The sequence below is a fragment of the Roseibium sp. RKSG952 genome, assembly GCF_009711355.1.
In genome coordinates this window covers 1-18,686 of sequence record NZ_SMMF01000904.1, presented here as the reverse complement: position 1 = coordinate 18,686, position 18,686 = coordinate 1, and the positions used below count along the sequence as shown (strand labels likewise).

Below are 18,686 nucleotides of genomic sequence, written 5' to 3'. Positions count from 1 at the left end.
GACCATGACGACGGACCACCGGTTTGACGCGGCACCCGACTGAACATCCGCAATTCTATCTGACGGCCCCTGCCCCCTGCCCCTATCTGGAGGGACGGCAGGAGCGGAAGGTTTTCACCCATTTGATCGGGCATCATGCGCCCGCGCTCAATGATGTCCTGACGCAAGGCGGTTTCCGCCGCAGCCAGAATATTGCCTACAGGCCCGCCTGTGAGGGCTGCCGGGCCTGCATATCGATCCGGGTGAGGGTTTCAGATTTCAGGTGGACCAAGTCATTCAAGCGCACGTGGAAGCAATTCGGCGACGTGGTCGGAATGCGCCTGCCGCCCAGCCCGTCGGCTGAGCAATACGACCTCTTCAGCGACTACCTTCAGGCACGTCATGAAAACGGCGGCATGACCGACATGAGTATTCTCGACTATGCAATGATGATCGAGGACACCCATGTCGACACAATGGTTCTGGAATACCGCCGCCGGGGGCCGGACACGTTTTTGTCAGGTTCCGGAGAAGGGCCGCTGCTCGCCGTCGCCCTGACAGATCAGCTCGCAGACGGTCTGTCGATGGTTTACTCGTTCTATCAACCGGGAGAGCGAGGGCGAGGTCTGGGAACCTACATGATCCTGGAGCATATTGAACGCGCCCGGAAAATGCGCCTGCCCTATGTCTATCTGGGCTACTGGGTCGAAGGTGCCGCCAAGATGGCCTACAAGGCTCGTTTCAAACCCCAGGAACATCTGACGCCGGACGGCTGGATAGAGGCCAAATGACCAGAAGTGCCCAGAAAGACGCCAGGCAGATCAATCGCGGGTCTCGAGAAATTTCTTGATCGATGCGAAGACAGACCGGAACATATCCGGCGTCAACCGGCCGGTGTTGGTGTTGTACCGGGAACAGTGATAACTGTCGAACAGCATCAGGTTGCGAACCCCCAGATCGAAATGCGCACCATGCGCAAAGGGATGCGCTGCACGCCTCAGGGCCAAGGTACTCAGGAAAGTGTCATGAGCGATCCGGCCAAGTGCCAATACCGCGCGGACCGAAGGGTTGGCGTCCAGCGTCGATAACAGAAACGGCCGACAGTTCTTGACTTCGGGACCGGTCGGCTTGTTTTCAGGCGGCAGGCAGCGCACGGCGTTAGTGATCATTGCCCCTTGCAAGGTCAGACCGTCTTTAGGGTCTGCCCGGTAGGTTCCCGACGCAAAGCCAAATTCGATCATCGTCTCATAGAGAAGGTCACCTGCGTAGTCACCGGTAAAAGGACGGCCGGTCCGGTTTGCCCCCCGCATGCCCGGCGCCAGACCGACGATCATCAACCCGGGCGCATCAGAAGATACAAATGAGGGTACCGGCGCGTTGAACCAGTCCGGAAACTGGTTCTTCAAATCATTCCTTAGTCCGACAAGCCTGGGACATTCGGTACAATCGGCAGGCGGGTCAACCGGCACGGGAGATGTGCAATCGGACATTGCGCTTTCGCTTAATAGTCGTCGTCTTCGTCGTCCACGTCCGCTTGCGGGGCCGGTCGCACCGGACGCTCCGACGGATCCCGGCCAATCTTGTTGGCAAGGCTGGCAAGCTCGATGAAGTGGTCCGCCTGACGGCGAAGGTCGTCTGCTATCATCGGCGGCTGGGTCTTGAGGGTTGATACGACACTCACCTTGCGCCCCTTGCGCTGCAGAGCCTCGACCAGTGACCGGAAATCCCCATCGCCGGAGAACAGGACAATGTGATCCACATGATCGACCAGCTGCATCGCATCGACAGCCAGCTCAATGTCCATGTTTCCTTTCACCTTCCGGCGCCCGGCCGAATCGATGAACTCTTTCACGGGCTTGGTGATGACCTTGTACCCGTTATAGTCCAGCCAGTCGATCAGTGGCCGGATCGAAGAATACTCCTGATCCTCAATGAGGGCTGTGTAGTAGTAAGCCCGGAGCAAGTAAGCCTGCCCCTGAAATTCTTTCAAAAGCCGCTTGTAATCGATATCGAAACCAATGGCCTTGGCTGTAGAATAAAGATTTGCACCGTCAATGAATAAAGCAATTTTTTCGCGAGCATCAAACATATTTAATATACCTTCCCGTTCGGACGCAGCCTGACCGGTTAAACGCATGAAACTTCAGCTGTCCAATTTTTGTCACATAGAGATCTAATAATTGGAATATAGGTTCTGAGTCTATTTGTTCGAGCCGCGCAAATATAGTTTTATCATACCGCACTTTGGCCAATCTTTTGTGTTTTTCGGCCTCAACGGTTTGCCTACACCATTCGGCGTGCGTGCCGCAATCTATAATCCTGTAACTTTTCGCGTGGCTTGAGACCACGCGCAGAGATTTCTGTAGACAAACGCACATCAGAACAGGGGTTGCGTAAAATCTGCGCGACTATTATACGCTGGTCAATCAAGGTTCCCTAACTTATGGAGACGTCGTATGGCGCGCGTGACCGTCGAGGACTGCATCGACAAGGTCGAAAACCGTTTCGAGCTGGTTCTTCTGGCCGCTCATCGCGCTCGCATGATCTCGAGTGGCTCACCGCTCACCATTGAGCGCGACAACGACAAAAACCCGGTCGTTGCCCTTAGAGAGATTGCCGAGCAGACCGTAAGCCCGGAAGACATGAAGGAAGATCTGATCCACTCGCTTCAGAAATATGTTGAAGTGGACGAGCCTGAAGCAGATGCGGTTCCCTTGGTACCGTCTTCGCAGCAGCAGGCGACACAGATCAATCAGGTGGATGACAGCGCGGTCGAGTTTGATCGCATTTCCGAAGAAGACCTGTTGCGCGGCCTCGAAGGCCTCGTGCCGCCAGAGCGCACCGACGACATTTAAGCCTTGGCGTTGGCCTTCAGGCAGAATATCCGCTAGTTTATGGAAACAATTGAATCGGGCGCATCCACAAGGATGCGCCCTTTGGTTCAGGCTCGAGGTTTGATCGGCGCGAGCCATGATGCGTCAATATGAACTCGTAGAACGAGTTACCCGCTACAATCCGAGCGCTGACGAGGCCCTCCTCAACAAGGCCTACGTCTACGCAATGCAGAAGCATGGCCATCAGCGCCGCGCTTCAGGCGACCCCTATTTCTCACATCCGCTTGAAGTGGCGGCGATATTGACCGATCTGCGGCTGGACGACGCCACAATCGCGGTCGCCCTTCTGCACGACACAATCGAGGATACGGACGCAACCCGCGCCGAGATTGACAGCCTGTTCGGCGAGGAAATCGGGAAACTTGTCGAGGGCCTGACCAAAATCAGCCGCCTCGACCTCGTCTCCCGGAAGGCGAAACAGGCCGAAAACTTCCGCAAACTCCTTCTTGCAATCGCAGATGATGTTCGGGTCCTGCTGGTCAAGCTCGCCGACCGTCTCCACAACATGCGAACCCTTGAGCACATGCCGGAGCACAAGCGCGGGCGCATCGCCGAAGAAACGATGGAAATCTACGCCCCGCTTGCCGGGCGTATGGGCATGCATGACTTGCGCGAGGAACTGGAGGACATTTCCTTCCGCACACTCAACCCCGAGGCCTACGAGACCATCTCCGAGCGACTGACCGGCATCCGGGAACGCAATGCCGGGCTGATCATGGAAATCGAAAACACCCTGACAGAACGTCTTGCCGAACGCGGCATGGCGGCGATGGTCCGGGGACGGGAAAAACGCCCTTACTCGATCTTCCGCAAAATGGAACAGAAATCCCTCGGGTTCGAGCAGCTTTCCGATATCTACGGCTTTCGGGTCACGGTTGGCACCATTGAAGCCTGTTACCGCGTTCTTGGCGTCATCCACACCACCTGGCCGACCGTTCCGGGACGGTTCAAGGACTATATCTCGACGCCGAAACAGAACGATTACCGCTCGATCCACACCACCATTGTCGGCCCCTCACGGCAACGTGTCGAACTGCAAATCAGAACAGCCTCGATGGACCGCATCGCGGAATACGGGATCGCGGCCCATGCCCTTTACAAGGATGGCGAGACCGGCGGGCGAAACATCACCCAACATACGGACGACTGCCGCGCCTATGAATGGTTGCGCCGGACCATCGACCTGCTGTCGGAAGGGGACACGCCCGAAGAGTTCCTGGAAAACACCAAACTCGAACTCTTTCACGACCAGGTGTTCTGTTTTACTCCCAAGGGCAGACTGATCGCCCTCCCCCGCGGCGCTACGCCAATCGACTTTGCGTATGCGGTTCACACCGACATTGGCAACACCTGCGTCGGAAGCAAGGTCAACGGCAAGATCATGCCCCTGGTGACGGAATTGCGAAATGGTGACGAGGTGGAGATTATCCGCTCTCCGGCACAGACACCGCCCCCAGCCTGGGAGACGATTGCCGTCACCGGCAAGGCGCGCGCCGCCATCCGGCGCGCGACGCGGGTGTCCATGCGCAAGCAATATGCAGCCCTTGGCGAACATGTGCTCAAGCGCGCCTTCGGCAAAGCAGACAAGACTTATTCGGAGGATCTGCTGGAGGCCGCGCTGAATGATCACGCCCAAGCGAATGTCGACGAACTCCTCGCAGCCGTCGGCCGCGGTGAAATCAGCGCCCAGTCGGTTCTGAAATCCGCTCATCCTGATTATCAGGACGAGCGTGCCGCCCTCCCCTACGGCAAGCCGGAAGAAGGCTGGTTTGATCTGGAAAAAGGCGCAGGCCTGAAATTCAGGATCCCGACTGCGGCAGGGGCAGACTTCAACGGCAGCACCGGCTCCGTAAACGAATCGAATTCCGGGCACGGACCGGCACTTCCGATTCGCGGCCTCACCGGAGACATCCCGGTGTCGTTTGCACCAAATGGCGGCGCTGTTCCCGGTGATCGGATTGTCGGCATCCTAACACCCTCGGAAGGACTGACAATCTACCCGATCCAGTCCCCCGCATTGAAGGAATTCGATGACCAGAGCGAACGCTGGGTCGACGTACGCTGGGACATTGACATCAACAATCCCGAGCGGTTTCCGGCGCGTCTTTCGATTTCGGCAGTCAATGAGCCCGGATCGCTTGCGACCATCGCACAGATTATCGGCGAGAACAGCGGCAACATCGACAATGTGAAAATGGTGCGGAAAGCGCCAGATTTTCATGAAATGCTCATTGATCTTGAAGTCTGGGATCTTAAACACCTCAACAGGATCATCAATCAACTCCGGTCCAAACCGAACGTGTCCGCCGTGACACGGGTGAACGGCTGACCCAGATCGAAAGGAATACCGGCATGACCCGCGATGAAGTCTTGGATGTTTTCAGGGAAGCCGGAGGCATTCTCGAAGGTCATTTCATCCTCTCCTCAGGTCTGCGCAGTCCGGTGTTTCTTCAAAAAGCCCGTGTCTTCATGTACCCGGACAAGACGGAGATCCTGTGCAAGGCACTTGCGGAGAAGATCAGCGCAGCCGGTCTCGGCGAGATCGATTATGTTGTTTCGCCTGCACTCGGCGGATTGATCCCGGGCTATGAGACCGCCCGCCATATGGATGTCCCTGCGATGTGGGTCGAACGCGAAGACGGCGAATTCCGGCTGCGCAGGTTCGAGATGCCAAAAGGTTCCCGCGTTGTGATTGTCGAGGACATCGTGACAACCGGCCTTTCCAGCCGCGAGACGGTCGAAGCCCTCAAGGCGGCGGGTGCAAATGTTCTGGCTGTCGCCTGCCTGATTGACCGTTCGGCTGGCGCGGCGGATGCAGGTGTGCCATTGATCGCGTTGACCGAGTATGCAGTTCCTTCCTACCCGGCCGACGACTTGCCGCCCGAGCTTGCAGCCCTTCCGGCCGTGAAACCGGGCAGCCGCGGACTTACCTGAGTCCGACAAGCCCAAACCCAAGAACCGGACGGCCGTTCATGCTGTTTCGCCGAAGAGATAAACCCTCCCGCATGGAGCGGATCCGGGTTGCGGTCTGGCCGCGCCACAGCTGGTCGCGCTCGACCCGGTACTTCAGCAAACGCGTCCTGCGGCTGTCGGCAACGCCAAATGCCATCGCACTTGGCTTTGCCTCGGGCGCTTTTGCGTCCTTCACCCCGCTGATCGGCTTTCATTTTCTGACAGCTTTTGCCACGGCCTACATTGTGCGTGGCAACTTTATCGCCGCTGCGTTGGGGACATCCGTTGGCAACCCGCTGACGTTTCCGTTCATTTGGGCGAGCACTTTCAAGGTCGGACAGTGGATCCTTGGCGGTGAAGCCACACATGCAGACGCACACGCGGTTCATGCCCAATTTCAGGAACGCCTGCTCCAGAACTCGTTCGATTTGCTTCTCCCGATGCTGAAGCCGATGATTGTCGGGGCCATTCCCCTTGGCCTGACAACCGGCATCCTGTCATACATTATTGTCTACAAGTCAGTGGAAGTTTACCAAAGACGCAGAAAACATACGCTTGCAATAAAGCGCCAGCCTAAAAAAAACGCCCCAGGGGAAAGCAACCAAACACCCGAATAAGACAATCGGCACCGGTCTTGCGCTGGCCGGCAATTGCAACCAAGTGTGCGTGACCTCTCAACAAAAGGTCTTCTGAATGATACTCGGCATCGGCAGCGACTTGTGTGATATCCGGCGGATCGAAAAAACCCTGACCCGCTTCGGGGACCGGTTCACCAACCGGGTCTTTACGGAAATCGAACGCCAGAAATCCGACAGGCGTGCGGAACGCGCTGCTTCTTATGCCAAACGCTTTGCGGCCAAGGAAGCCTGTTCCAAAGCGCTCGGGACGGGGTTGCGGATGGGCATTGCATGGCGCGAGATGGGCGTCGTCAATCTGCCGAGCGGCAAGCCCACCGTTGCACTCGCCGGAAGTGCTGCAGAAAGGCTGAACGCCATGACCCCGCCCGGGTTCAAGGCGCGTCTGGATTTGACAATTACCGATGATTACCCGCTGGCCCAGGCCTTTGTGGTCATCACCGCCTGGCCGGAAGACTGGCCAGAACCTCCACAAGTTGACTGAACAGATCCGCCTAATCCTCTCCAGCGCATTGCCAGCACGTGAGCGACCGGATAAAGAGGGCACTTGGGGCTGAAAATGCGCGATTCCAGTGGCTCCCGAAGAGCTTCTCTGGAAGATGCCTAAACTGTATTAAAGGACCGTATGAGCGTGAGCGAAAGCAAAAAGTCCAAGGACGGTGGCGTGTACGAAACTGTTAAGATCATCGTCCAGGCTCTGCTACTGGCGCTGATCGTCCGTACGTTTCTGTTTCAACCATTCAACATCCCCTCCGGCTCGATGAAGGAAACCCTTCTCGTCGGAGACTATTTGTTCGTTTCGAAGTTCAGCTACGGCTATTCCCGGTATTCGTTCCCGTTCGGATTGGCCCCTTTCTCCGGCAGGATCTGGCCGAGCGATCCGCAACGGGGCGATGTTGCGGTGTTCAAGCTCCCCTCCGACACCTCCATCGACTACATCAAGCGCGTGATCGGCCTGCCCGGTGACAAGATTCAGGTCAGGCAAGGCACCGTTTACATCAATGATGTTCCGGTCAAGCGCGAGCGTATCAGCGACTACATTGAAAAGACCCCGTTTGGCGGTGAAGTTGCCGTCCCGCGCTATCGTGAAACACTTCCCAATGGCGTCAGCTTCGACACTCTCGACCTGACCGATAACGGGGCCGCAGACAATACCCGCGTTTATGAAGTGCCCGAAGGCCATTACTTCATGATGGGCGACAACCGCGACAATTCCGTCGACAGCCGGTTCCCGCAAGTTGGCTATGTGCCGTTCGAGAACTTCATCGGCAAGGCCGAGATCATCTTCTTCTCGGTGCGCGGCGGCGAACCGGCCTGGGAAATCTGGAACTGGCCGTGGAGTGTCCGCTGGGGCCGTATCGGCACACCTCTCTGGTCCTGAGACACGATTATCATGACACGCGACATCTCAGCCAAGGCCTTCCGGGTCTTGGCTGCAAATATTGGGCATGACTTCAAGGACCCGGAGCTGTTGCGCCGCGCCCTGACCCATGCGAGCGCTCTGGCCCCTTCCGAAAGCGTGAAAGGCAGCTACCAGCGCCTTGAGTTCCTGGGCGACCGGGTTCTGGGCCTCGTGGTGGCGACCATGCTGCATGCCCAGTTTCCCAAAGCAGATGAAGGCGAACTGGCCCGCCGCTTCAATCAGATGGTCCGGCGCGAAACCTGCGCCGAGATCGCAACCGAGCTGCAAATCGGCGAAGCCATGCGGATTGGCCAGGCCGAAGCCCAGACGGGCGGGCGCAAGAAGACCGCTCTTCTGGCCGACATGTGCGAGGCCGTGATTGCCGCAGTCTATCTTGATGGCGGTTTTGATGCGGCCTGCACATTTGTCGAACGCCTTTGGGGACCGCGCATGTTATCCTTCAGCGGTCCGTTGCGCGATGCCAAGACGACCTTGCAGGAATGGGCCCAGTCCCGGGGCTTGCCGACACCGCAATACGAAGTCATATCGAGAGAAGGTCCGGACCACGCCCCAAGATTCGTTGTGGGCGTCACGGTCAAGGGACTGGAACGCGGTCAAGGCCGTGGCGGCTCCAAGCGGACAGCCGAACAAAGCGCTGCCGAGGCGGTCTTGCGCCGCGAGAGCGTCTGGAAAGAATAGAAAGACCTTAAAGTGTCATCCGACGACCATTATGACGACGATACCGGCAGCCTGAGCGCGGGCCGGTTCGACATTCCCCTGCCCGATCCGCAAAGCGCGCCGCCAAGCGATGCCCGCGCCGGATTCGTGGCCCTGATCGGCGCGCCGAATGCCGGAAAGTCGACCTTGCTGAACCAGCTGGTCGGCACCAAGGTATCCATCGTCACCCACAAGGTCCAAACGACCCGCGCCATCATCCGTGGCATTGCCATGCACGACAAGGCGCAGATCGTGTTTGTCGATACTCCTGGCATCTTCAAGCCGAAACGGCGGCTCGATCGCGCCATGGTCGACACCGCCTGGGGCGGGGCCCGCGATGCCGACCTGATTGCGCTTTTGATCGACGCACGCAAGGGCATCGACGAAGAAGTCGAGGCGATCATCGAGCGGCTGAAGGATATCAAGACCCGCAAGGTGCTGATCCTCAACAAGATCGATGTGGTGAAGCGCGAGAAGCTGCTGGCGCTTGCCCAGCAAGCCAATGAGCTGGTTGCCTTCGACGAAACCTTCATGGTCTCCGCCCTCAACGGTGACGGTGTCAAAACCACGCTAGACTTTTTCGCCAAGTCGGTTCCAGAAGGCCCTTGGCTTTATCCGGAAGACCAGCCTTCGGACCTTCCCTTGCGCATTCTTGCTGCCGAAATCACCCGCGAGAAACTGTTCGAGCGGTTGCATCAGGAACTGCCCTATATCTCCACCGTGGAGACCGAACGCTGGGAAAGCCGGAAAGACGGCTCGGCCCGGATCGAGCAGACGATCTATGTCGAGCGCGACAGCCAGAAGAGCATCGTCCTCGGCAAACGCGGCCAGACCATCAAGGCGATTTCGCAGGCCTCCCGAGAAGAGATCTCTGATATCATCGAAGCGCCCGTCCATCTGTTCCTGTTCGTGAAAGTGCGCGAGAACTGGGCGGACGATCCGGAACGATACAGGGAAATGGGACTGGAGTTTCCCAAGTAGACCACAGAGAGGGTCGGCGACACGGTGGAATGGACCAGCCGCGGCATTGTCTTGAGCGCCCGCAAGCACGGCGAAACCGATGTCATCCTCGAAGTGATGACGCCGGACCGCGGGCGACATCTCGGCCTTGTGCGCGGTGGGCGGTCGCAAAAGCACCGACCGAACCTTCAGCCCGGAAACGAACTTGAGGTCACCTGGCGCGCACGCCTGTCCGATCATCTCGGCACCTTTACGGTGGACCCCGTCAAGGCCCGGACCGCCCTGCTGATGGGATCCCCGCTGGGGCTGCACGGCGTTCAACATGTGGCTGCCCTCTTGCGTCTGTTGCCGGAGCGCGATGCACATCCCAACCTGTTCGGTGCTCTTGAAGTCGTGCTGGATCATCTCGACCGGTTTGACATTGCCGCCCCCCTGCTGGTGCGGTTCGAGCTGGCCCTTCTGGACGAACTGGGGTTCGGGCTGGATCTCGCGGCCTGCGCTGCGACCGGCGCAACCGATGACCTTGCCTATGTCTCGCCGAAATCGGCCCGCGCCGTCAGCCGGGACGCAGGCAGGCCCTATCACGACAAACTCCTCCCCCTGCCCCCGTTTCTGGCTGACGGCCAGCGCCAGCCGGGCAGCGAGATCACCTTTCAGGACGTCTCGGAAGGCTTCCGGCTTACCGGCTTCTTTCTCGACCGGCATTTTCCGCAAGACTTTGCCGGACCTCTGGCGGACTTGCGCAGCCATGTAGCCACCAGTCTGGAGCGCGAATACCGGTCCGCTTTTCCCTGGAGCTTTTGAGGCGAAACTCCGGCCAATGACCCACTTAAGGAAGCAATCCCCAGAAAAGCGTTGACATGAGCCTGCCGCAATCGGCAAACCCGCCCAAAATCTTGAGTAAACCCGCGTAAACGGGTAGCTGTTGAGCCATGGGAAAAGAAGTATTACCGCCAAACGGCATTGAAGGGATCGAGCTTGCCGCCGCGCTTGAAGAGCGCTATCTGGCCTACGCGCTCTCCACGATCATGCACCGCGCGCTGCCGGATGTGCGCGACGGGTTGAAACCGGTTCACCGCAGGCTGCTATACGCCATGCGGCTTTTGAAACTCGACCCGGGAGCCGGTTTCAAGAAATGCGCCCGCGTCGTCGGTGACGTGATCGGTAAATACCACCCCCATGGTGATCAGGCGGTCTATGACGCTCTTGTCCGTCTGGCTCAGGACTTTGCGCAGCGCTACCCGCTGATCGACGGGCAGGGCAATTTCGGCAATGTCGACGGCGATAACGCGGCGGCGATGCGCTACACCGAAGCCCGCATGACCGACACCGCCAAGCGGTTGCTCGATGGACTGGACGAGAATGCGGTCGATTTCCGCGAAACCTATGACGGCGAGGACAAGGAACCGATCGTTCTTCCGGGCGGGTTTCCGAACCTGCTGGCCAACGGCTCTTCCGGGATCGCGGTCGGCATGGCAACATCCATTCCGCCTCACAATGTCCATGAGCTGTGCGAGGCATCGCAGCACCTGATCAAGAACCCGAACTGCGATCCGGAAGAGCTGCTGCAGTTCATCAAGGGGCCGGATTTCCCGACCGGCGGCCTTCTGGTGAGCGATCCGGGCGCGACCCGTGAAGCCTATCTGACCGGCCGGGGCAGTTTCCGCGTCCGGGCCCGGTGGGAGGTCGAGGATCTTGGCCGCGGCCAATGGGCCATTGTCGTCACCGAAATTCCCTATCAGGTGCAAAAGTCACGTCTGATTGAAAAGACGGCCGAACTTCTGACCGCCCGCAAGCTGCCGCTTCTGGAAGATATTCGCGACGAGTCGGCGGAAGACATCCGCATTGTGCTGGTGCCGCGTTCGCGCAATGTCGATGCGAACCTGTTGATGGAATCCCTGTTCAAGCTGACCGATCTCGAAAACCGGTTCTCGCTCAACATGAACGTCCTGTCCGGCGGCAAGGTGCCGATGGTGATGGGCGTGAAGCAGGTTCTGCGCGAGTGGCTCGACCACCGCAAGGAAGTCCTGATCCGCCGGTCCGAGCACCGGCTTGGCCAGATCAACCACCGGCTGGAGGTTCTGGAGGGCTATCTGATTGCCTATCTGAACCTTGACGAGGTGATCCGGATCATCCGCGAGGAAGACGACGCGAAGGCCGAACTGATCCGGGCCTTTGACCTGACAGACGTTCAGGCCGAGGCGATCCTCAACATGCGGCTCAGGTCCTTGCGCAAGCTGGAAGAGCTGGAAATCCGGAAAGAACACGACAAGCTCTCCGAAGAAAAGGACAAGCTGGAAAAGCTGCTCGCGTCCGATGCCCGTCAATGGACCCGGATCGGCAAGGAAATCACCGATATCGCAAAGGTCTACGGACCTGAAACGGAGATCGGAAAGCGCCGGACCGGTTTCGCGGATGCCCCGGCCCATGATCTCGGCGACATTCATCAGGCGATGATCGAAAAGGAGCCGATCACGGTGATTGTCTCCGAAAAGGGCTGGATCCGGGCACTCAAGGGCCATCAGACAGATCTGAGCAGCCTGTCCTTCAAGCAGGGCGATGCGCTGAAGCTGTCGCTCCATGCAGAGACGACCGACAAGATCCTGATCTTTTCAACCGGCGGCAAATTCTTCACCCTCGGTGCCGACCGCCTGCCCGGCGGGCGCGGCCACGGCGAACCGATCCGGCTGATGGTGGAAATGGACGAGGCACAGGACGTGGTCAGCGCCTTCGTCCACAAACCGGGCCGGCTGTTGCTTGTGTCCAACGACGAGGCGCGCGGCTTTGTCGTTGCCGAAGATGACGTTATTGCCAACACCCGCAAGGGCAAGCAGGTGCTCAATCTGGCCGGGACCAATGAAGCCCGCCTCTGTGTCGAGGCCGATGGTGATCAGGTCGCGATCATTGGCGAGAACCGGAAGCTTCTTGTTTTCCCACTCCGCCAGATTGCCCAGATGAGCCGTGGCCGGGGTGTCCGCCTGCAGCGTTACCGCGATGGCAAGGTGTCGGACATCAAGGTATTCAAGAGCGAGGACGGATTAAGCTGGGTCGACAGTTCCGGCCGAACGTTTACGCGCAGCATGGACGAGCTGATGGACTGGCGCGGAGACCGCGGCAATGCCGGCCGCCTCCCACCCAACGGCTTCCCCCGCTCGAACAAGTTTGGCCAACCGGACATCTAGCGGTAGCGCCGGCTTTTCCGGTGATGTCGGCCCGGCCAAGCCACAGCGCGGATCCAGACCCGGTAAGCCCGAAGGCAGCCGGTTCTTTGGGCTCTCCGATCCCGGACAAAACCGCTGGTTTTTCCGGGATGACGTTCTCAAAGCACGACACCACATTTCTTCGGGGCAATCAGGTGATCTGCCGTCAACCGTGATTATGCGACGTGGCACCGGCAGCGCCGAGGCGCTGCCATTTGCCCGGCGGCATGCCGAAGGCGCGCTTGAAGTGGCGGGTCATGTGGCTTTGATCGGAAAACCCGCAAGTGATCGCCGTCCCTGCCAAGGTTTCACCAGCAGCCAAGGCGGCCTTCACAGCCTCCAACCGGCGCATGACCAGATAGCGGTGCGGGCTTGTCCCGAACGCTGCCCGAAACTGCCGCGCCAGTGAAAACCGATCGAGCCCTGAAAGCGTTTCCAGATCTGCAACATCAACCGATGCTGTGGTATTTTCTCTCAAATACGCGGCACACTGTCTTATAGCGGGCCAGTGAAGGGCTTGGGAGCGCCCCGTTCTGCTGTCTGAAAACAACTCAAGGCAATGCGCAAGATCCGAAATCACGCCAGCCCGCTTCAGCGGCCCCATATCCTGATCCATGTCGAGCAGAGCCTCGATCAAGCATTTTCGAAACCGGTGATCTGCGAGAATTGCTTCCCGGACAAAGGGCAGACGACCGTTCGCGGTGTCCTGAAGTGCCTCCGAGATATGCTCAGGCGGCACATAGATCATCCGATAGTGCAAACCGGTCTCCGTCCCTGCCCCGCCATCATGCATTTCATCGGGATGAAGTACGATCACCTGTCCCGCGAGCGATGCCCTTTCCTCTCCCCGGTACATGAAGCGCTGGACACCGCGCATGGTCAGGCCAATGGCATAAGTGTCATGGCGGTGCGGTGAAAATCCCTGCCCGCGAAACACAGCCTCTATCCGCTCAACACCAGCTTCCGGTTTCGCAGACCAGATGCCATCCCGCCTGACGCTGCACAAACGTTCAAGACCGCTGTCCGGGCTGCTTTGTAGAACGACCTCTCCGTTGTTCTTTCGGAACCCCCTTATGGAGTTGTCACTCATGTTCGATACCAAATTCGTTGTTGTTGTCCGGGACGATCTTGCAACTTGGCAGAAGCTAAATGTCACGGCCTTCCTGTCGACAGGAATTGCAGCTGCAAAACCTGAAATCATCGGCGAAAACTACCGGGATGCGGCTGGAAATGTCTACCATCCATTGAGTGCCCAGCCGATCATCGTTTTAAGTGCGGACAAAGGTTTGCTGTCGAAGATCCGGATGCGGGCTCTGCAACGCGATATCCGGGCAAGCCTCTATATCGACGAGATGTTCTCAACCGGGCATGACGCTGCAAATCGGGCCGTTTTTGCTCAGGTCCCGCTGGAAGAGACCTGCATCGCCGGCATTGCCTTCCACGCCGGCAAGCGTATAGCCGACAAGATCACCAAGGGCGCAAAGATGCATTCCTGACCCCTTCGAGAGGTACAATTCCTCTCGACGGCGCGGGCTCTGCCATGCAAGCTGACCAAAACGCCGGGAGGAACGCATGATCGGAGCTTTCACGTTCAACACCAGCCAGCGGCTGGTTTTTGAGGAAGGCAGCAGCGCGGCACTTGCACAACATGCCGCAAGCTTTCTCGGAGCCCGCCCTCTGATTGTGACAGACAAGGGGATCGTGTCCTCCGGTCTGCTCGCAGGCCCCTTGAAAAGCCTTTCCGGCGATGGCCGGGATCTGGCGGTTTTCGACGGCATAACAGCTGATCCGGATCTCGGCGTGCTCAACGGAGCCCTGGAAGCCGCCAGGACCTTCAAACCGACCGCAATCGTGGGGTTCGGAGGCGGGTCTTCGCTGGATGTGTCAAAACTTGTCGCGCTTCTGGCAAGCAGCAGCGAACCGTTGGACGGGATCTGGGGCGTGGGCAACATCAAGGGCCCGCGCCTGCCGTTGATCCTCGTCCCCACAACAGCCGGGACCGGTTCCGAAGTAACACCGATTTCCATCATCACGATCAGTGAGGATGAAAAGCGCGGCGCCGTGTCCCCGGTTCTTCTGCCGGACCTCGCTGTCCTCGACCCGCTGCTGACAATAGGTCTTCCCGCTCCAACGACCGCCGCAACCGGGGTGGACGCCATGGTGCATGCCATTGAATCCTTCACATCGCGCAGTCCGAACAACAATCCGGTATCCCGCACCCTTGCCGTCGAAGCCCTCAAACTGCTTGGGCAGCATATCGAGAGTGCCGTGACGCGCCCGGAGGACCGGGCGGCACGTGGCGGTATGCTGCTCGGCTCCATGCTGGCCGGCATGGCATTTGCCAATTCTCCGGTGGCCGCCGTGCACGCCCTCGCCTATCCGATTGGCAGCTCCTTCCACGTCCCCCATGGCGTGTCGACGGCGCTCATGTTGCCGCATGTGATCCGGTTCAATGCAGAGGAAGCCCAAACCGGCTATGCAGAACTTGCTCCCCACGTTTTCCCCGAGTTAAGCAGTGTATCGAAACCGCTCGAACGCACCAACCTGTTTGCGGACCGTCTGCAAGACCTCATCAAGCGCCTTGGTCTTGCACCGTCTTTGCGGGATGCCGGAATCACGGCCTCGGACCTTCAAAAAATGGCCGCTGATGCCATGAAACAGACCCGGCTCCTGGTCAACAATCCGCGGCCAGTGACAGAGACCAACGCCCTTGCGATCTACGAGGCTGCCCTTTGACAACAGTGCTCCGATCCGAACCGCCACGCGCCCGGCCCATGCACCGGGACGCCTTTCCGGTTTTCCGCAAAGTTCCGACCCGATGGATGGATGTGGATATCTATGGCCACGTGAACAACGTGCAGTATCTGAGCTTCTTCGATACAGCGGTCAATGGCTGGTATGTCGACAAGGGTTTGTTGGATCCGCGTGCCTCCGCCGAGATCTTTCTGGTCGTCGAAACCGGCTGCAACTACTTCGCCGAACTCACTTTCCCGGGCACCGTGACGGCCGGGCTGCTGGTCGAAAGAATCGGTTCATCTTCCGTGACTTATCGCATCGGATTGTTCAACGGGGAAGATCTGGAAACGGCCGCCCACGGCCGTTTCGTTCATGTTCGGGTTGATCGCAAGTCGCGGCGCCCGGTGCCGATCCCGCACGTTGCCCGGTCCAGGCTCGAAACACTTTTGCAGCGGTGAAATCTGCTTTGCCGGCAAATTCGAGTTCACAGGTTTTCCACAGGAAAACCAAAACCAGCGCACAAGTTATTCAAGACGCTGCGGAAGATCCCCCTTCAGGTCAGCCGAGGTTTTTCATCAACCGGGATTTCTCGCGCTGCCAGTCGCGCTTCTTTTCCGTCTCGCGCTTGTCGTGGATCTTCTTGCCGCGCGCCAGAGCAAGTTCCAGCTTCGCCCGGCCCTTCTCGTTGAAATAGAGCTTGAGCGGGACAATCGTCTTGCCTTCCTTCTGGACAGCACCGGCGAGCTTGCCGATCTCGCGCTTGTGCAGAAGCAGCTTGCGCGGCCGCCGCGGCTCATGATTGAACCGGTTGGCCTGCACATATTCAGGAATATAGACGTTATAGATCCACAGCTCGCCCTGATATTCGGCAGCGTAGGATTCGGCGATATTGGCCTTTCCGGTCCGGAGCGACTTCACCTCCGTGCCCTTCAGTTCGATGCCTGCCTCGAGCGTGTCCTCGATCTCGAAGTTGAACCGGGCCTTCCGGTTATCGGAGATAATTGCCCGACCCGGAGGCCCGCCGCGTTTGGGGGCCATTCTTGTTATCCTTTGTAAAGCCACCGGCCGATCGTCACCGGCCGGGAAGTGGTAAGCTGGTTCCGCCAATCAATTGATCAGACCGGCGTGGGTCATGGCGTCCCGGATCTCGGCTTGCGCCTCGCTGGAAACCGGAACAAGCGGCAAACGCAACTCGTTGTCGATCCGGCCCAGAAGCGAAAGCGCATATTTTGCGCCGCCCGGGTTCGGCTCCAGAAACAATGCCCGGTGCAGGGGCGCAAGCTTGTCCTGATATGCCAGCGCCTTGACGAAATCTCCGGCGAGGCACGCTTCCTGGAATTCGGCGGAAAGCCGGGGCGCGACATTCGCCGTCACACTGATGCAGCCCACGCCGCCATGGGCGTTGAAGGCGAGCGCGGTGATGTCCTCGCCCGAAAGCTGAATGAAATCCGTCCCGCACAGTTGGCGTTGCCGGCTTGCCGTTGCAAGGTTGGCAGTCGCGTCCTTCACACCCACGATATTGTCGCAGGTCTCATACAGCTCTGCCATGGTTTCCGGTGTCATGTCGATCACCGACCGGCCCGGAATGTTGTAGATCAGGATCGGAATGCCGACCGCTGCGTTGACCGCTTTGAAATGGGCTTTCAGGCCGGCCTGATTCGGCTTGTTGTAATAAGGGGTTACCACCAGCAGCGCATCCGCGCCTGCCTTCTCGGCATGTTGCGCCAGATCAATCGCCTCGGCCGTATTGTTGGACCCGGCCCCCGCGATTACCGGCACACGGCCGCTTGACGCCTCGACACACAGTTCGACCACGCGCTTGTGCTCGTCATGGGACAAGGTCGGGCTCTCCCCCGTTGTCCCGACCGGAACAAACCCGTGGCTGCCCTCTTTTATCTGCCAGTCAACGAAGTCCTGAAACCGTTTCTCATCTAGCGCCCCGTCCTTGAACGGTGTGATCAGCGCCGGAATCGATCCCTTGAACATTTCTGGTTTCCTTAAGTGCTTCATTGCGTCTGGCATACTGGCCGAGAATGGACCGGCACCATAATGCTTGGGTGAACGTGGGGCAATGGCGAAGCAGCCTATTATCAGCAAGTTGGCGGTGCAGAACTCATCGCCCGGAGGCATCCGTTTCACATAAGGATCTCACCTGACTGGTTCACTGGATCGATGCAACCTAAGTTCCTTAGGGTTAAGAAGAAACAACAGGAGGAAACGCATATGGAGGCAATGGCCAAGGACCCTGATCCGATACCGGAAGGCGCAGCTGAACCCTTCACCTGGAAAAGCCGCGATGGCTTGACCTTGTCGGGCCGTATCTGGCGGCCGGATCCGTCGGCTCCAAAGGATGCGGTTCCTGTCCTTTGCTTACCGGGACTGTCGCGCAATACACGTGACTTCAGACCCATCGCCGAGTTTCTGCAAGACCACGGCCACCTTGTCGTTGCTCTCGATTATCGCGGACGTGGTGACAGCGACTGGGATTCCAATTGGCAAAACTATGCGCTCACCGTTGAAGACGGCGATATTGACGACGCCATTTCGAAACTCGGGCTTGACCGGTTTGCGGTCCTCGGCACCTCTCGGGGCGGATTGCACGCAATGATGATGGCACAGCGCTATGACAAGAGACGTCTGGCGGCAATTATCCTGAACGATGTCGGCCCGCATGTGGAAATGCGCGGGGTCCGGCGGATTGCGGCAACACTTGGCCGGATCATGCGGTTTCCCGACAAACATTCTCACGCCCGACAAATGAAGCGCCTGATGCATCATCAGTTCCCGAAACTCAGCGACACGGACTGGGTCAAACTTGCCGAACAACTCGGAAGTCACAAGAATGAGGGCTGGGAGCTGGACTACGATCCGAACCTGGGACACACGCTGGCCAGTCTGGATGACGGCGTGCCCCTGCCCGATTTCTGGCCCTTGTACGAGCACCTTGTCGGCATCCCGGTGCTGATCCTGCACGGCCAGAATTCCGATATTCTGACCCATGACTGCTGCTGCCGCATGCTGGAGGAAAATCCGAAGGCCCGGCTGCACACGATCGAAGGTCAGGGCCATGCGCCGCTTTTGTGGGACGCACCCACCCAGGAATGCATAGAGCACTTTTTGAAAGAGGCCCGGTGAATTCAAGCGCGAAGTGCACCACACTGTAAGCTACCCGATCTGAATCGCTCTTTCTCAGGGAAGGCCTTTAAAGGCA

General features: G+C 58.6%; 20 protein-coding genes. 15 read left to right on the top strand and 5 right to left on the bottom strand.

Features of this window, described 5'->3' with window-relative positions; translation table 11 throughout:
- The first annotated feature begins 23 nt into the window (after positions 1 to 23).
- On the top strand, positions 24 to 770 hold the full coding sequence (locus E1297_RS17260) for an arginyltransferase (protein WP_155140429.1): 747 nt from the start codon (positions 24 to 26) through the stop codon (positions 768 to 770).
- A 30-nt stretch (positions 771 to 800) separates the two neighbouring features.
- Here E1297_RS17260 and E1297_RS17255 read toward each other — a convergent pair whose 3' ends face one another.
- Positions 801 to 1,469, bottom strand: coding sequence for a uracil-DNA glycosylase (locus tag E1297_RS17255; protein WP_155140427.1), 669 nt, complete (start codon positions 1,467 to 1,469; stop codon positions 801 to 803).
- Positions 1,470 to 1,480: 11 nt separating this feature from the next.
- On the bottom strand, positions 1,481 to 2,068 hold the full coding sequence (locus tag E1297_RS17250; protein WP_155140425.1) for an NYN domain-containing protein: 588 nt from the start codon (positions 2,066 to 2,068) through the stop codon (positions 1,481 to 1,483).
- A 367-nt stretch (positions 2,069 to 2,435) separates the two neighbouring features.
- On the opposite strand from E1297_RS17250, the gene rpoZ reads away from it, so the two are divergent.
- The 10 genes from rpoZ to parC all read left to right on the top strand — a co-directional run bounded on the left by rpoZ (position 2,436) and on the right by parC (position 12,721).
- On the top strand, positions 2,436 to 2,834 hold the full coding sequence (gene rpoZ, locus E1297_RS17245; RefSeq protein ID WP_155140423.1) for a DNA-directed RNA polymerase subunit omega: 399 nt from the start codon (positions 2,436 to 2,438) through the stop codon (positions 2,832 to 2,834).
- 115 nt (positions 2,835 to 2,949) lie between these two features.
- Positions 2,950 to 5,202, top strand: coding sequence for a bifunctional (p)ppGpp synthetase/guanosine-3',5'-bis(diphosphate) 3'-pyrophosphohydrolase (locus tag E1297_RS17240; RefSeq protein ID WP_155140421.1), 2,253 nt, complete (start codon positions 2,950 to 2,952; stop codon positions 5,200 to 5,202).
- Between the two features lie 23 nt (positions 5,203 to 5,225).
- Positions 5,226 to 5,807: an orotate phosphoribosyltransferase gene (pyrE, locus tag E1297_RS17235; RefSeq protein WP_155140419.1), complete on the top strand. Its 582-nt coding sequence runs from the start codon at positions 5,226 to 5,228 to the stop codon at positions 5,805 to 5,807.
- Positions 5,808 to 5,845: 38 nt separating this feature from the next.
- Positions 5,846 to 6,442 carry a DUF2062 domain-containing protein gene (locus E1297_RS17230; RefSeq protein ID WP_155140417.1) on the top strand — a complete coding sequence of 199 codons (597 nt, stop codon included), beginning with the start codon at positions 5,846 to 5,848 and terminating at the stop codon, positions 6,440 to 6,442.
- A gap of 76 nt (positions 6,443 to 6,518) precedes the next feature.
- Positions 6,519 to 6,944: a holo-ACP synthase gene (gene acpS / locus E1297_RS17225; RefSeq protein WP_155140414.1), complete on the top strand. Its 426-nt coding sequence runs from the start codon at positions 6,519 to 6,521 to the stop codon at positions 6,942 to 6,944.
- Between the two features lie 141 nt (positions 6,945 to 7,085).
- On the top strand, positions 7,086 to 7,841 hold the full coding sequence (gene lepB, locus E1297_RS17220) for a signal peptidase I (protein ID WP_155140413.1): 756 nt from the start codon (positions 7,086 to 7,088) through the stop codon (positions 7,839 to 7,841).
- A 12-nt stretch (positions 7,842 to 7,853) separates the two neighbouring features.
- Positions 7,854 to 8,561 carry a ribonuclease III gene (rnc, locus tag E1297_RS17215; protein ID WP_155140411.1) on the top strand — a complete coding sequence of 236 codons (708 nt, stop codon included), beginning with the start codon at positions 7,854 to 7,856 and terminating at the stop codon, positions 8,559 to 8,561.
- Positions 8,562 to 8,633: 72 nt separating this feature from the next.
- Complete coding sequence (gene era, locus E1297_RS17210; protein ID WP_368669603.1) at positions 8,634 to 9,560, top strand: GTPase Era; 927 nt, start codon at positions 8,634 to 8,636, stop codon at positions 9,558 to 9,560.
- 24 nt (positions 9,561 to 9,584) lie between these two features.
- Entirely contained in the window at positions 9,585 to 10,343 is a 759-nt protein-coding gene (recO, locus tag E1297_RS17205; protein ID WP_368669596.1) for a DNA repair protein RecO, read from the top strand.
- A 128-nt stretch (positions 10,344 to 10,471) separates the two neighbouring features.
- Positions 10,472 to 12,721, top strand: coding sequence for a DNA topoisomerase IV subunit A (gene parC / locus E1297_RS17200; protein WP_155140409.1), 2,250 nt, complete (start codon positions 10,472 to 10,474; stop codon positions 12,719 to 12,721).
- A gap of 184 nt (positions 12,722 to 12,905) precedes the next feature.
- Here parC and E1297_RS17195 read toward each other — a convergent pair whose 3' ends face one another.
- On the bottom strand, positions 12,906 to 13,829 hold the full coding sequence (locus tag E1297_RS17195) for an AraC family transcriptional regulator (protein ID WP_155140407.1): 924 nt from the start codon (positions 13,827 to 13,829) through the stop codon (positions 12,906 to 12,908).
- Between E1297_RS17195 and E1297_RS17190 the strand changes: the two genes are divergently transcribed.
- The 3 genes from E1297_RS17190 to E1297_RS17180 all read left to right on the top strand — a co-directional run bounded on the left by E1297_RS17190 (position 13,828) and on the right by E1297_RS17180 (position 15,933).
- Entirely contained in the window at positions 13,828 to 14,235 is a 408-nt protein-coding gene (locus E1297_RS17190) for a DUF2000 family protein (protein ID WP_155140405.1), read from the top strand. The genes E1297_RS17195 and E1297_RS17190 overlap by 2 nt on opposite strands.
- A 79-nt stretch (positions 14,236 to 14,314) precedes the next feature.
- Positions 14,315 to 15,475 (top strand): iron-containing alcohol dehydrogenase, encoded by a 1,161-nt coding sequence (locus E1297_RS17185; protein ID WP_368669602.1) that lies wholly within the window; start codon positions 14,315 to 14,317, stop codon positions 15,473 to 15,475.
- A gap of 5 nt (positions 15,476 to 15,480) precedes the next feature.
- Positions 15,481 to 15,933, top strand: a complete 453-nt coding sequence (locus E1297_RS17180) for an acyl-CoA thioesterase (protein WP_368669601.1) — start codon at positions 15,481 to 15,483, stop codon at positions 15,931 to 15,933.
- Between the two features lie 100 nt (positions 15,934 to 16,033).
- Here the strand turns inward: E1297_RS17180 and smpB are convergent, their stop codons facing one another.
- Both smpB and dapA read right to left on the bottom strand, forming a co-directional pair.
- Entirely contained in the window at positions 16,034 to 16,513 is a 480-nt protein-coding gene (smpB, locus tag E1297_RS17175) for an SsrA-binding protein SmpB (RefSeq protein WP_155140401.1), read from the bottom strand.
- A gap of 69 nt (positions 16,514 to 16,582) precedes the next feature.
- On the bottom strand, positions 16,583 to 17,461 hold the full coding sequence (gene dapA, locus E1297_RS17170; RefSeq protein WP_155140399.1) for a 4-hydroxy-tetrahydrodipicolinate synthase: 879 nt from the start codon (positions 17,459 to 17,461) through the stop codon (positions 16,583 to 16,585).
- 237 nt (positions 17,462 to 17,698) lie between these two features.
- Here dapA and E1297_RS17165 point away from each other — a divergent pair, with 237 nt between their 5' ends.
- Positions 17,699 to 18,610, top strand: coding sequence for an alpha/beta fold hydrolase (locus E1297_RS17165; protein ID WP_155140397.1), 912 nt, complete (start codon positions 17,699 to 17,701; stop codon positions 18,608 to 18,610).
- Positions 18,611 to 18,686: the final 76 nt, after the last annotated feature.

Excerpts from the sequence above, each read along its gene's own strand:
- smpB (WP_155140401.1), bottom strand. The coding sequence starts at position 16,513 with ATGGCCCCCAAACGCGGCGGGCCTCCGGGTCGGGCAATTATCTCCGAT.
- rnc (WP_155140411.1), top strand. The coding sequence starts at position 7,854 with ATGACACGCGACATCTCAGCCAAGGCCTTCCGGGTCTTGGCTGCAAAT.
- E1297_RS17230 (WP_155140417.1), top strand. The coding sequence starts at position 5,846 with ATGCTGTTTCGCCGAAGAGATAAACCCTCCCGCATGGAGCGGATCCGG.
- E1297_RS17250 (WP_155140425.1), bottom strand. The coding sequence starts at position 2,068 with ATGTTTGATGCTCGCGAAAAAATTGCTTTATTCATTGACGGTGCAAAT.
- E1297_RS17255 (WP_155140427.1), bottom strand. The coding sequence starts at position 1,469 with ATGTCCGATTGCACATCTCCCGTGCCGGTTGACCCGCCTGCCGATTGT.
- parC (WP_155140409.1), top strand. The coding sequence starts at position 10,472 with ATGGGAAAAGAAGTATTACCGCCAAACGGCATTGAAGGGATCGAGCTT.
- dapA (WP_155140399.1), bottom strand. The coding sequence starts at position 17,461 with ATGTTCAAGGGATCGATTCCGGCGCTGATCACACCGTTCAAGGACGGG.
- acpS (WP_155140414.1), top strand. The coding sequence starts at position 6,519 with ATGATACTCGGCATCGGCAGCGACTTGTGTGATATCCGGCGGATCGAA.
- E1297_RS17165 (WP_155140397.1), top strand. The coding sequence starts at position 17,699 with ATGGAGGCAATGGCCAAGGACCCTGATCCGATACCGGAAGGCGCAGCT.
- rpoZ (WP_155140423.1), top strand. The coding sequence starts at position 2,436 with ATGGCGCGCGTGACCGTCGAGGACTGCATCGACAAGGTCGAAAACCGT.
- E1297_RS17240 (WP_155140421.1), top strand. The coding sequence starts at position 2,950 with ATGATGCGTCAATATGAACTCGTAGAACGAGTTACCCGCTACAATCCG.
- E1297_RS17195 (WP_155140407.1), bottom strand. The coding sequence starts at position 13,829 with ATGAGTGACAACTCCATAAGGGGGTTCCGAAAGAACAACGGAGAGGTC.
- lepB (WP_155140413.1), top strand. The coding sequence starts at position 7,086 with ATGAGCGTGAGCGAAAGCAAAAAGTCCAAGGACGGTGGCGTGTACGAA.
- pyrE (WP_155140419.1), top strand. The coding sequence starts at position 5,226 with ATGACCCGCGATGAAGTCTTGGATGTTTTCAGGGAAGCCGGAGGCATT.
- E1297_RS17190 (WP_155140405.1), top strand. The coding sequence starts at position 13,828 with ATGTTCGATACCAAATTCGTTGTTGTTGTCCGGGACGATCTTGCAACT.